The organism is Pedobacter sp. L105 (assembly GCF_009765875.1).
Lineage (GTDB): Bacteria > Bacteroidota > Bacteroidia > Sphingobacteriales > Sphingobacteriaceae > Pedobacter.
This window is the reverse complement of sequence record NZ_LMUP01000006.1, coordinates 105,877-119,089: the sequence shown is the minus strand read 5'-3', so window position 1 is coordinate 119,089 and position 13,213 is coordinate 105,877. Positions and strand designations below refer to the sequence as shown.

The following is a 13,213-nucleotide window of genomic DNA, read 5'->3' as shown; positions in this document are numbered from 1 at the left end:
TATCAGGAGGTAACATAAAGGTTTAAAACCTCGTTATTATCTCCTGATAAAAGTACAGTCCTGAAAGTTAAGCCAGTATTAAGAAAAAAAATACTGTCTTCATAGAAGAAGCGAATTACTAGTAATGATAACGACATTGCAATACAACAAGCTCATCATTTTCAATTTTATAAACCAGCCGATGTTCCAGATTTATTCTTCTGGACCAGCAGCCAGAAAACTGATACTTTAGCGGCTCTGGATTACCTGCACCTTCAAATGGAGTCCTTTGTATATCTTTTATTTGTGTATTGATTTTCTTTAAAATTGATTTATCCGTGCTTTGCCAATACAGATAATCTTCCCACGCCAGGTTTACAAAAATGATTCTCATTCTTCAATCAAACCTCTTTCCTCCCCTTTACCTTTCTCGTATTCCTGTAGGGCTTCTGACAATCTCGAAGCGTTTGCGGGACTTTTCAACAAATAAAAAGTTTCCATCATGCTTTCATAATCTGCCTTTGATATCACGACTACGTCTTCTCCGTTTGCCCTTGTCACAAACAAAGGAGAGTGACTGGATAAAACCTTATCCAGGAACGATTTCAGATGTTGCCTGAAAGCAGTATAAGTGGTAATTTCCATGTTTAAGCTATATCCCATAAATATAAAAATAAAGTCTAACACGTACAACTTCTTGTACATAAGAATAGTGTTTATAGTTCAAACATAAGAACAAATAAACACTATTGAAATAATTATTTTCTTTTTATGATTTATTTCAAAGAATTACCATTCGCGAAAAATATTCATTATTCATTCATATCAGATATCCAACGGGTCTTCGCCCCAAAATCAGAGGGCTGATCAGAAGATGTAATAACCAGCTCTCCTCCTTTCATGATCTCTTCATGAGTAATCCAATTACGGTTTAAAACCTTTCCATTAAGCATTACCTTCTCTATGTAAACCCGTTTATTATCAAAGTTCTCTACCTTAATATTAAAAGACTTACCATTTGGCCATTGAAACGAAGCTTTTTCAAATAAAGGCACATTCAGGTAATATACCGGTGAGCCTACACAGGCAGGAGAAAAACCGCAGGCAGCGAACACGTACCAGGCAGAGTTTGCGCCTGCATCATCATCCATCGTGCGGATATAAGCATCAGGACGGTTATTGTAGATCCTGTCTATAAAAGGATCAATCCCCCTGCTATTATCATTGAAATAGTACTGAATAACGGTATCTGCTGCCAGTTTATGAACTAATGCCTGGGATTTATAGGGTTCACTAGAAGCATTGTACATAAAAGGCGCCTGGATATCAGGTTCATTCGCATGGTTGTACTGGTCATTATCAAAGAAATGATCAAGCTGATTGATGTAAGCATCATTTCCTCCCATCAGTTCAATCAGTCCTTTTAAATCAAATGGCGCAAACCAGCGGTATTGTAAAATCGTTCCCTGGTACAATCCCCTCACAGATACCTGGTCAATATCCCTTTTGGTTAAATCTTCAAAATCCTTTTTCCAGTAAGTCTTATATTCAGCCGCCTTTTTCAGATATTTTGCGCTCAGCTCATCCTTTTTTAATACTTTAAGGATCTGCGCTAGTGCCCAGGTATCATAACTTGATTCCAAAGCCTTATCAGGGTGACCATAATCTAAATGATCTACCTCTTTGATCAGCGAATCGCAGATTGAAGCAAAATCTACTTTATAGCCTTTACGGTAAGCATCTAATAAGACAACAATCGCATGTTCTGTTCTTACGGTATTACTGGGTTCATGATTGGTCGCGTAATCCTTCTTTCCATGTACATACAGATTGGCGATAGAAGTAGTCATACCTTTATATTTTTCAGGAACAATGACAGATAATAAAGGCAGCTGGGTTCGGTAATTGTCCCAGATAGACCAGCCATTGTACAAAGGCTCTTTCGAATGTTGCAAACTGCCATCAGTAGCTCTATAACTGCCGTCCTTATCGGTAATCACATAAGGCGACTGCATCGTTCTATACAACAGGGAATAAAATAGCTTCGCCCTTTCCGGATCACCCTCTACTTTGATCCGGCCTAAAACTTCGTCCCATCCTTTAGTTGCATCCGCTTTCATCGCTGCAAATCCCTGTGTATTTAAGCCTGCTCTGGCGTGGGCTACATCTACAGAAGAAAAGGAAATCCGGATAGAGGCGCTGGTTTCAGCATCGTTTAACGTAGCCGTTAATTTATGATTGGCACTATCTGCCCATTTTACGGGTTTATCAAAACTGATCACATAGTAGGTTTTATAAGTACCCACACTGCAGGTAGTTTTAGATTCTACGTAACCACTGATAGTTTGTCCTTCGATCTGATGCTCCTCACTTACAAAACGATTGGCTAAAGTATGACGAAGGTTGAAGTAAAATCCTTTGGCTCCCACCGGAAATTCATAGTTTTCCAAACCCTGTTTTTCTACTACAGTAAAGGCCGCATGGATTTGATTGGAGAAACCAACCTGGTAATTTCCCGGTGCGGCAGATTCACTGGTTTTGATGAGTGCTGAAGCTGCCGGATCTGTACCTAAATAAGGCTTGATCAGGATATTCCCGCCACTTCCCTGGCAGCCTACGCCCTCCACCCTGTTATGGGTAAACCCAAGGAATACTTTAGCTTTATATTCATAGCCCATATGCAGGTTAGGATAGGTTTGCGGGCCTATACTTAACATACTAAAAGGATAACTGGCCGAAGGTGACATTTGCCCGTGATCTCCTGAGGAGCCTAAAAAAACGTTGACGCCGGCAGACAGGCTTTTTTCAGCCTGCTGGGCATTAGCAGTTTGTGCGCGCAGAACGAAAGGAAAAAGAAGCAGGATAAAAAGGTAGTTCTTCATGTGTAAAAATATGGGCTGAATTTAACGATAAAAGGAGAAGAAACACCGTTCCTTCTCCTTTGTTACAATGATGATTAAAGATTAATATCCTGGATTCTGGTACATTTTTACCGGATCCAATTGATATTCGCTCAATGGTATAGGGAAATATCTGTCTTTTACCCCAAAGTTAGCTAGCTTTCCATTTCCAAAATTCAATGGATTTTTTGCCTGGAAGTAAGAAACCAGTTCTGGGGTAGTAAAGTTGCGGATCAGATCAAACCAGCGTTGATGCTCAAATGCCAGCTCTGATCTGCGCTCATGTAAGATCGCTAATTTTAAAGTAGGGAATTTCGTAGCATAAGTTGGATTTGTACTGGCTACTGCATATAATGGCATTCCCGCTCTTGCACGTACCATATCCAGGTATTGGATAGCTACAGCAGTGTTACCCTGATCGTTATTTACTTCGGCAAGCAATAAGATGATATCAGCATAACGCATCAGCGGCCAGTTATTTCCTCCGTAACCATTTACACCGGCAGCAGCACTGGCATCACGGTATTTGGTAATGAAATAATCAAAAACTGTAGGATTAGAAGCGAATTTATAGTTAAATGCTGCACGCGGATCACCTGCTTCGTATTCGTTAATTAAATCTTTTCTTAAATTTCCACCGGTACTGGTGGCAACTTTAAGTGAATTGATCGTTTCGCCCAGTGCCTGGTTATTCGCAGCAATAGATGAACTATAGTTGATGTCACCCTGTTTGTTTACAATCTCAAAGATCGCTTCCGGGTTGGTTGCTTTTTTAGTGACATCAAATACATCTGCATAAGGGATAGCAGATAAACTGGTAAAAGGACGCATGTTGTAACAAGCAGTCAGGTAAGTATTGGCATTGGTTAAGTTTTCTACTTTATTATCAGTTAACGTAGAAGCCATTGTTAAATAAACCTCTCCCAATAATCCATTCATAGCTGCTTTACCTATTAAACCAGCATTTGCACCGGTTTGCAGGTTGGGCAGGTCGCTGGTTAAAGCATCCTTTAAATCTGCAACAATCTGCGCATAAACAGCTGATTCTGGTTGTCTGTAAGTTTGGGCAGCTACTGCCGTTGCACTGTTTAATTGTGTGGTTACCAATGGTACTGCACCCCATTTTCTTACCAGGTGAAAGTACATTAAGGCTCTGATAAACTCAGCTTGGGCAATATATTCCTGTTTAACTGCCGCACTGGTAAAAGTTACGTTATTAATATTTGACGTAATCACATTACATTTTGAGATTAACGAATATAAATCTAACCAGTGTGCATTAATATAACTATTACTGGCAATTAATGAATAGTTTGCAAATTGAAAAGGTTCACCAGAGTTACTGCTGATATCATTTGTTCCAGTATCATCAGAATGCTGATCATTAAATAAAGAGCTGTTTTCTCCAAGGTTATTACCGCTTCTTAAACCAGCATAAAGACCATTCACAGCTAATGAAACGGCACTTTGTGTAGTGAAATAGTCTCCAACAGTTACAGCATTTGGATTGTTCTGCTCGATAAAGCTCTTCTTACATGAGGTAAATGAAACCAACGCAAGGGCGAATACGATTATTGTATATTTTTTCATCATTTTAGATATTTTATGAATGAATCTATCGTAATCACCACGATAGATTCATCGTTAAATTAGAATGTTACTTTAAGACCTAGACTGTATGTTCTTGCTAATGGATAACCTCCGTAATCTACACCTGGAGCCAAGTTTGCAGACGCATTACTACCAGTAGTATTTGTTCCTGTGTTATACTGATTATATTGATAATCTACATCAGGGTTATATCCTCTGTATTTGGTTAGTGTAAATGCATTAGATACTGCAGCATAGAACCTAATATTCTGCACTTTTAAACGTTGAGATATAGATTTAGGAATGGTGTACCCGGCACTAATTTCAGTTGCCCTCAAATAAGAACCATCCTGAATGTAAAAAGAAGAAAGTCTTGTACTATTACTTTGCGATCCCGCGCGTGATGGAGGGTAGTTTAATACATTTGGATCTGATTCGATAGCGTAGTTGTTACCTGAACCTTCGCCATTGTACAGGTAATAATCCTGACCGTCTAAGATTTTATTTCCATAAGATCCGTTGAATGCAGCACGGAAATCAAATGCCTTATAACTAGCATTTAAAGCAAATCCATAAGTAAACTTAGCATAAGGGCTTCCTATGATTTGACGATCAGCAGAGTTGATCACCCCATCATGGTTTAAATCCTCAAAGTATAAATCACCTACTTTTAAAGGAGTAGTAGAAAATGATGAGTTCGCTACTGTTTTAATGTTTTGTGCGGTTACTTGTCCGGCTACTTTATAACCATAGAACATACCTACCGGCTGACCTTGTTCAGTTATACTGGTGATATAAGAACGCTCGGCACCTGCGGTGTAGATTGTACTTGCACCACCCATGTTCAATACTTTATTGCGGTTAAAGGAAATATTTCCACTAATTCCGAAATTAAAGTCCTTGCTTTTGACCACTTTTCCATCCACCTGGAAATCAAACCCTTTATTCTGGATCTTGCTATCTTTTAAATTGGTCAGGATACTTGAAGTACCGGAAACCGCAGAAATTGGCTGGTTGAATAGTAAATTGTAAGATTCACTCAGGTAATAGTTAGCACTAAGAGATATACGACCTTTTAAAATGGTAATATCGGTTCCTAAGTTATATTGTGAAGTAGATTCCCATCCAAGGTTGGCATCCTGAATACTATTGGCATACTCTGCTGAGGCAACGGTGCCTGATCCAAATACTGCTCCTGTTGGTGAGGCAACGGTTTGTACAGATCTGTAATCAGGAATGTTATTGTTTCCACTTAAGCCCCAGCTCGCCCTGATTTTAACAGATGATTGTGCGCCTAAGAATTCGTTGTACCAGTGTTCCTGCGAAAGGCCCCATCCTGCAGATACTGAAGGGAATGTTCCCCATTTGTTATTAGGACCAAACCTTGATGAACCGTCTGTCCGTAAAGTACCTGCTAGGAAGTATCTGCTATCATAATTATAGCTCACACGACCGAAATAAGAAAGTAAAGTTGTTACTGTTTTAGCTGCAGAATTAAGGGTGAAAAAACTTGCGTCTGCACCTTTTGCACTAATTTCTTCAACATTATCACTGGTAAAACCTTTCGCTGTTACCCTGATTAAATCAGCAGTACTTTCTTGAGCAGAGTAACCGCCTATTACATCAAAATGGTGTTTGTTTATTGTTTTACCATAATTTAAAGTAAACTCGGCCAATTTATCTGTCTGCGTAAGGGTTTGTGCCACTGCATTGGCATCAGTTTGTGATTGGGTAGAAAAAGGAGGATTATTGGCACCATCACTCAAACTGGTTGGCTGGTACGAATCGTATTTTTCATTATACGTTTGTGCGCCTAAATTAGCTTTAAAAGTTAAACCTTTTAAGATATCATAAGTAGCAAAAGCATTATAAACACTTCTGTATCCAACTCTGTTGACTTTCATCTGCTGAACGGTAGCCAGTGGGTTTTCAATACCCTGAAAACCGTATTGGTTAGCCAGTGCATCCTGTCCATATTGGATCGGGTTACCACTCGCATCTATTGCAGGTAAAGTTGGAAGATATAATAAAGCAGACATCATTGGACTGAAACGACCTTCGCCTACTTCTTTATTGTTAGTTTGTGTATAAGATACGTTAGCACCTACTTTCATGCGGTCATTTACCTGTGCTTCAATGTTAGATCTGAAGTTGATCGTTTTACTCGCAGTGTTGGTTACGATACCATTATTATCCTGATAACCACTGCTTACAAAATATTTCACTTTATCAGTACCACCAGAAAAGGAAAGGTTATGACGCTGGAAGGCTGCGGAATTGTCATATAATACATCCTGCCAATCCGTATTGTACTGAGGTGCAATGGCACTCTGGGTAGCAAAGTTATACATGGATGTAGGAATACTCACAGCGCCTGAATTACCTACATTGGCAACCCTGGTGGCATTGTCATCAGAATACATCGAGTCATTCCAGGTTTTGCCTTTGGCAATCCACAAATCTTTATAAGAGTTGTTACGGGCAGAAATCACCAGATTCGTAAACTGGGTAGAATTCATCAATTTAATTTTCTTCTCTAACTGAGAAATACCAAACTGAACGTCATATTCAAACTTACCTTTACCATCTTTTCCTTTTTTGGTAGTAATTAAAACGACACCGCCAGAGGCTCTTGAACCATAGATCGCAGCAGAAGCCGCATCTTTTAGGATGTCTATGGATTCGATATCTTCAGAATTGATACTGATATTGTTTCCTGCGGGATAACCATCAATTACATACAATGGATCTGTACTTGCATTTAATGATCCTACACCACGAACGCGTATTTTCATTCCTGCATAAGGCGCACCGTCTGTTTGTGAAACCTGCACACCGGCAACTTTACCTACCAAAGCCTGACCAAGGGATGGAGTGGTTAAGTTTAAATCAGAAGCTTTTACACTGCTGATCGCACCTGTTACATCAGATTTTCTTACCGTTTGATAACCAATAGCCACTACTTCCTGCAGTGAATTACTTGACTCTTTCAAATGTACATTCACTACGCTCTGGTCTGTGATTAAAACTTCTGTTTTATCATAACCGATATAGTTAAAGCTCAAAGTTGATCCTGTAGAAGAACTGATCGAATATTTACCATTCTCATCAGTACCTACTTTTTTACCTGAAGTTTTATCTACTACTGTAACCCCCGGTAAAGGTTCGTCTTTAAAATCAATTACGATACCGTGTACCTGAATTTGTACTGCCGGTTTAACCGCTTTAACCGGAACTATTGCTATCTTAACATTTTTTTCAACATTGATGAGTACATGGCGGTCATCTACCTGGGAAATGGTGCCTTTATAATCTTTTAATAACTGGGTAAGAATTGAATAAACCGATTGAGCATTAACATCAATGGTAACTTTCTTCCGGGTATCGATTTTATTGTCGTAACCGATCAGGAAGTTCGATTTATTCTCAATGATTTTAAAAACCTCTTTTAAGGTAAGGTCTTTGGCATTAAATGAAATAGTAGTGTTTTTAATCGTTTGTGCTTCTGCAGCAAAACCCGGCTGGATTAGCTGAGAAATAAAGATCAGGGCCAGCACTAATTTCAGTGCTCCGGATCTAAGTCGCGGTTTGGCCTTTGATAAAAATTTGGTTGGATAGAATTTTTGCATTTTTGATTTAAATAAAAAATTAAAAGGAATTCGGTGTTTCAGGTGCTTTTCCCGCACCTGGTTTTCTTAAGCGCTGTTCTGTTTTACATCTTTTCAGATTTCATAGGGTTAATCATTACTGTTCTTCCTTTCATCATATAAGTGGTGTGTGTTAAATTGGATAATACGTTCAGCACTTTATCTGGCCGTTCGTTAATAAAGCTAAGTGTGTATTTTTTGGAGTCGTGGATTTTGGGGCTTAGGGTAATATCCAGGTTATACCAGCGGGCAATGGACCTGCTTATTTCTATATAGGTGGCATTATCAAAGTTCAGGTGATTGGTTCTCCACGAACTGATAGAATCCGAATTGACAATAGTCACAACATGACTGTCTTTCAATTTATTATAGACCAGCGATTGATTAATGGTCAGCCTTTTTGTATACAGCTCAGACTTGCCTGATAAAGAATTGGTCTCAACTTTAACAGATCCGCTGGCTACAGTGATCTGTACTTTATTTTCATCAGGATAAGCATTGATATTAAAGGAAGTTCCTATATCCGTGGTTTGTAATTTACCGGAATGAATAATAAAAGGCAGGGCAGCATTGTGATGTACATCAAAGAAGGCTTCACCGCTTAGTTTTACTTCTCTTCTCTGTTGTCCGAACCTGGAGGAAACATATACACTCGATCCTGAATTTAAAAAGATGGTAGTTCCGTCCGGAAGCGTGAATTGCTTTTTTTCTCCGTTGCGTGACCTGAATTCAGTATAGGTTTCGGGTACCTGGGTTTGTTGAACGAACTGATGATAGCTGTATAGCCCGGCTCCCATCAAAGTGACAAAAACTGCAGCAACCTGCAGCCAGCGAAGGTTAGGTTTACGTACCGGGCTGGATTCGGTCAGTATTGCCGCTATCCTTGTATCAAGGTCTTCGAAAACTTCTGTCTCCTGGTTACGGCTCAGCTTTCTTCCCTGCTGTCCATAATGGCTTTCAAACCATACCTCTACCAGTTCACGTTCTTCCGGAGTGGCTTTACCTGTTTGATACCGTTCAAATAATATTTTAATTCTGTTATTCAAGTGTTCGCTTTATTATAGCTCGTGCTCGAACACCGAATGTCCTTTAAGGAATTGTTAAGCTTACATTAGGTTTTTAACAACACTAAAACATTTTAGCATAAAAATCAAAAGCGCCAGCATTTCGGGATGTGTTTCCTTCAAACTTGACCTTAATCTTTTAAGGGCTTCAGAAATATTGTTACGTACGGTCTTTTCAGAGATATTAAGGATATCGGCTATTTCGCCATTTCTCTTGCCTTCGTTTTTACTCAGGTGATAACATTGGCGGGTGGTTTCAGGCAGCCTTTCTACCAGATGATTGATCTGATGGTACAACTCCCGTGCTATGGCACTATCCTCCGCAGAATGATCCAGCGTATTTAATCCTTCCAGCAGGATACCTTCATTCCTCATCTGAATGTGCTTTTTCCGAAAGGCAGAAACAACCTGGTTTCGTGCCACTATATAGAGGTAAGGTTTAAGGTCGCGGATGGATGACAGGGATTCTCTTTTGAGCCATAATTCCAGAAAAACCTCTTGTACTACATCTTTTGCATCATCCAGGTCTGGAATCCGCAAATTAACAACAGCAAAAACACCTTTTTTATGCAATTGATAAAGTTCGTGAAATGCTGCTGCATTACCTTCACTACTTTGCTGCAATAGTATTTGTTCTGGTAAGTTTCTCTCCATCATGATTATTCTTCAGCCTGAGCACCAGCAAAAGTAGGGTAACGGTGTGTGCAGGATGTGAATTTAATGTTAAGAAAAAGCGCACAAGGTTAATTTAACATTTACCTCGCACGTAAATTTATTGATTAAGGATCCATTGGTTCGTCAAAATCAATCTGAAGAGATACCGCCAAAGGATAAAATTCTAATTCAGTATCAGACAGTCGCTTGCCATTAGTATAAGGAACATAACCCAATTCCTTTTCACATCTTCCCGTCATCACCTGTGAGATATACATACTCTGAGATTTTGCAGTAGAAGTTATACAGGGTTTATCCATCGGGAAACCATAACGGTAAATCAACCGAACGCAGTTCCGCAAATTAGTAGTGGTATGACGGGCATGGGGCTCCATCAGTATGGCATATTCAGGAATATGAAGTGCCTGCATAAGGAATTTTTTCATTTCAGCAGCCTCATTATATTTTGTTTTATAAGGGTGTACACAGCCTCCGGAAACCATGATAAATGGTGCCATTCCCTGATGGTATTGCAGTGCTGCCAGACGGCACCGTAACATTCCTCCGGCACTGAGCTCCACATCTTTTTCTTCGGGCCCTTCTCCGGGTATCAGGATTAGGGTATAAGGATAATGGTTCCACTTCACTGAAGCAGCATAAGTTAAAGCCGCCTTGTTAACAGTTTCTGCCAGAGGTTCAAAGTCCCCCGCCCGGTTTCTTTCATTGATTTCAAGGGACTGTAAAGCAAAGAACATTGAAGGAGCATAAAAAAGCCCGTCTTTTTGTGTTTCACTTAATGCAAGTCCTGCGTTTAAGGAAACCATCTCGGGATAACTGCGTTCCTTTATATTAAAACCTATAGAATCTATTTGCGGATAATTTGGCTTCTCTCCCTCTGTATATACATTGATGGTATGGTTGATCGCTTTCGCATCCTGTTCCCATGCTTTGATCAGCAACTGTTTATCGCCCTGCCCGTTATATAGCTGGTAACAACCGGAAGGGATCAAATGCTGACCAACCAGTTTTCCCAATTCATTAGCAGGTTGATAAAGTTCACCCAGCCTGTTTCCGATCTGAATAATCTCTTCATTACTGAATTTAAATTTCTCCGCGCAATTGCGGAAATCTTTAGTATTACTTTTTACCGCAGCCAAAAGATCAGCCCGCTTATCTGCACTTAACTTAGATAATACAGGATCATGCTGCAGCATCGTTTTTAAACCTGGGAGTTCGCTAAACAAGGTAAGCAGGTAGTAGTTTTTAGACTGTACATAACTATATCCCCTGATTAAATGATAATGGCGATCTGGCAAATTTTTCTGCGAAAAACCAGTAGTGGAAAGCAGAAATAAAAACAAAAGAAGAGTAATGGATTTCATGCGCCTAAAATAACAAATGAACGTTAAGTCTGTGGTAATACACCATTAAATCCAAAAAATCTTGACCTTTTTAGCAAAATCGTTTTTTAAGCCAACAAATGGCCAATATGTTTTAGTTTATTAAATATTCATAATTCTAAAAAACATTTTAATAACTAACAAAATATTTTATTCTACCATTTTTGTTTCTTAAATTTAAAATATATCACTCACGCTCAAAACAAGCCTTTCATGTTATCCGATACTCACCTGTCCATTATTAAGGCAATGTACTTTAGTACGATGACCAGCTCTTTAGAAATTAGTAAAACAACTGGTGTTAGTATTCCTACGATTACCAAACACATTGAAGATCTGATTGCAGAGGGTTACATTGTTGAAAAGGGACTTGCATTGTCTCCTACGGGAAGAAGACCAATGGTTTATTCTTTGGTGGCCGACAAGCATTTTATTCTTTCTGTGGCAATGGATCAGTTTTATACACGAATGGTGATTGTAGATATGAACGGCAATTTTGTAACAGAAACTGTTGAAACGGCACTTAATCTTTATAACAACCCGCTAGCCCTGGATGACCTGATTAGTACTGTTAACCATTTTGTTGATCAGTCTGGCATCAAGAGAAGCAAGCTCATCGCCGCAGGTGTTTCGATGCCTGGTTTTATAGATGTGCAGGAAGGGAACAACCGCAGTTACCTCCTTACTACAGACAAGAGCCTTCGTGACACACTTACAGAACAGCTTGGTTTACCTGTATTTATTGACAATGACTCTAGTGTGATAGCCCTCGCGGAACTGAAATTTGGCATGGGTAAGGTTAAAAGCGAGATCATGGTGATCAACCTGAGCTGGGGTATAGGCTTAGGGATGATCATTTCCAATCAAATCTACAGAGGGTTCAGGGGATATGCCGGTGAGTTTAGTCATATTCCTATTTTTGATAACGACCAGATCTGCAGCTGTGGAAAAAGAAGCTGCCTGGAAACACAGGCTTCGCTGATCACTATCGAAAACAATGCAGCAGAAGAAATCCGTAATGGGGCATTTAGCAGTCTTAAGCTGGAAAATGATAAAGTAACGATCTCAGCAGTGATCGCAGAGGCCTTAAAAGGCGACTCCCTCTCTATAAAACTGATCTCTTTTGCAGGCTACCAGATTGGAAGGGCCATAGCCATCCTGATCCATATTCTAAATCCCGAAGTGATCGTCCTTAGTGGCCGCGCTACCAAAGCCGGAAAATTCTGGCTAGCCCCTGTACAACAGGCCATCAATGATTACAGCATTCCAATTTTAACTGAAGGTACAGATATCGTACTATCAAAAATGGGTTTTGACGCCCAACTGGCAGGATCGGCCGCCCTGGCTATTGATCACATCAGCAAAGAACTTTTTGTAAGACAAAAAACTGTCAAAGCATAAAATTTAAAACTATTCAGGCCTTCCCGGGGTTGTCTTTGCAGATTGCTTATCATTGAATCACAAAAATTAACCTGGCTGATGAAGAAATATATACACGTAGTAGAGGACAATGAGGATATCAGGTACATTGTAGAATTTTTCCTGTCGGATTACGACTATGAAGTACAGTTATCAGCAAATGTGAAAGACTTTATTTCGAGTATGCAGGGCCCCTTGCCCGACTTGTACCTTCTGGATGTAATGCTTCCTGACGGTAATGGATTAGAGATTTGCAAACATATTAAAACCAACGAACGCACCAAACATACCCCGGTTATTATTATGTCGGCCCATTCCAATGAAAACGAGGTAAGAACTGAGGGCTGCGCTGATGATTTTATCAGTAAACCTTTTGATCTTCATGACCTCGTTGCCAGAATTGAAAAACATCTTCATGGTCACCATTCATAATACCAGGTGATAGTAAGAATTATGTATTATTTTAGATGATTTATATCTAAAAAAAACAAAACTTCTTAAATTTCGTTCCACAAACTGATTGGTTATCGCACCGGCTAAAAATTGTGAATGATGACTAT

10 protein-coding genes are annotated in these 13,213 nt (G+C 39.5%); 2 read left to right on the top strand and 8 right to left on the bottom strand.

The genetic code is table 11. From position 1 onward, the window contains the following. Positions 1–118: 118 nt before the first annotated feature. The 8 genes from GSQ84_RS12720 to GSQ84_RS12685 all read right to left on the bottom strand — a co-directional run bounded on the left by GSQ84_RS12720 (position 119) and on the right by GSQ84_RS12685 (position 11,216). Positions 119–373, bottom strand: a complete 255-nt coding sequence (locus GSQ84_RS12720) for a Txe/YoeB family addiction module toxin (protein WP_158797650.1) — start codon at positions 371–373, stop codon at positions 119–121. After that, positions 370–684: a type II toxin-antitoxin system Phd/YefM family antitoxin gene (locus tag GSQ84_RS12715; protein WP_254070852.1), complete on the bottom strand. Its 315-nt coding sequence runs from the start codon at positions 682–684 to the stop codon at positions 370–372. Before GSQ84_RS12715 ends, GSQ84_RS12720 begins: the two co-directional genes overlap by 4 nt. Positions 685–791: 107 nt before the next feature. Next, complete coding sequence (locus GSQ84_RS12710; RefSeq protein ID WP_158797649.1) at positions 792–2,861, bottom strand: glycoside hydrolase domain-containing protein; 2,070 nt, start codon at positions 2,859–2,861, stop codon at positions 792–794. Positions 2,862–2,942: 81 nt separating this feature from the next. Beyond that, on the bottom strand, positions 2,943–4,472 hold the full coding sequence (locus GSQ84_RS12705) for a RagB/SusD family nutrient uptake outer membrane protein (protein ID WP_254070851.1): 1,530 nt from the start codon (positions 4,470–4,472) through the stop codon (positions 2,943–2,945). Positions 4,473–4,528: 56 nt separating this feature from the next. Further along, on the bottom strand, positions 4,529–8,098 hold the full coding sequence (locus GSQ84_RS12700) for a TonB-dependent receptor (RefSeq protein ID WP_158797648.1): 3,570 nt from the start codon (positions 8,096–8,098) through the stop codon (positions 4,529–4,531). Between the two features lie 83 nt (positions 8,099–8,181). Next, the gene (locus GSQ84_RS12695) at positions 8,182–9,162 is read right to left on the bottom strand and encodes a FecR family protein (RefSeq protein ID WP_158797647.1); all 981 of its coding nucleotides are present in this window, start codon (positions 9,160–9,162) and stop codon (positions 8,182–8,184) included. 60 nt (positions 9,163–9,222) lie between these two features. Beyond that, positions 9,223–9,837, bottom strand: coding sequence for an RNA polymerase sigma factor (locus GSQ84_RS12690; protein WP_254070850.1), 615 nt, complete (start codon positions 9,835–9,837; stop codon positions 9,223–9,225). A gap of 122 nt (positions 9,838–9,959) precedes the next feature. Then, on the bottom strand, positions 9,960–11,216 hold the full coding sequence (locus GSQ84_RS12685) for a YdcF family protein (RefSeq protein ID WP_158797646.1): 1,257 nt from the start codon (positions 11,214–11,216) through the stop codon (positions 9,960–9,962). Positions 11,217–11,447: 231 nt separating this feature from the next. On the opposite strand from GSQ84_RS12685, the gene GSQ84_RS12680 reads away from it, so the two are divergent. Together GSQ84_RS12680 and GSQ84_RS12675 are read left to right on the top strand one after the other, a co-directional pair. Then, positions 11,448–12,635, top strand: coding sequence for an ROK family transcriptional regulator (locus tag GSQ84_RS12680; protein ID WP_158797645.1), 1,188 nt, complete (start codon positions 11,448–11,450; stop codon positions 12,633–12,635). A gap of 78 nt (positions 12,636–12,713) precedes the next feature. Then, entirely contained in the window at positions 12,714–13,085 is a 372-nt protein-coding gene (locus GSQ84_RS12675; RefSeq protein ID WP_158797644.1) for a response regulator transcription factor, read from the top strand. Positions 13,086–13,213: the final 128 nt, after the last annotated feature.

What these genes read in the sequence shown, in the direction of transcription:
- GSQ84_RS12720 (WP_158797650.1), bottom strand. Translation starts at nt 373, where the DNA reads ATGAGAATCATTTTTGTAAACCTGGCGTGGGAAGATTATCTGTATTGG.
- GSQ84_RS12715 (WP_254070852.1), bottom strand. Translation starts at nt 684, where the DNA reads ATGTACAAGAAGTTGTACGTGTTAGACTTTATTTTTATATTTATGGGA.
- GSQ84_RS12710 (WP_158797649.1), bottom strand. Translation starts at nt 2,861, where the DNA reads ATGAAGAACTACCTTTTTATCCTGCTTCTTTTTCCTTTCGTTCTGCGC.
- GSQ84_RS12705 (WP_254070851.1), bottom strand. Translation starts at nt 4,472, where the DNA reads ATGATGAAAAAATATACAATAATCGTATTCGCCCTTGCGTTGGTTTCA.
- GSQ84_RS12700 (WP_158797648.1), bottom strand. Translation starts at nt 8,098, where the DNA reads ATGCAAAAATTCTATCCAACCAAATTTTTATCAAAGGCCAAACCGCGA.
- GSQ84_RS12690 (WP_254070850.1), bottom strand. Translation starts at nt 9,837, where the DNA reads ATGATGGAGAGAAACTTACCAGAACAAATACTATTGCAGCAAAGTAGT.
- GSQ84_RS12685 (WP_158797646.1), bottom strand. Translation starts at nt 11,216, where the DNA reads ATGAAATCCATTACTCTTCTTTTGTTTTTATTTCTGCTTTCCACTACT.
- GSQ84_RS12680 (WP_158797645.1), top strand. Translation starts at nt 11,448, where the DNA reads ATGTTATCCGATACTCACCTGTCCATTATTAAGGCAATGTACTTTAGT.
- GSQ84_RS12675 (WP_158797644.1), top strand. Translation starts at nt 12,714, where the DNA reads ATGAAGAAATATATACACGTAGTAGAGGACAATGAGGATATCAGGTAC.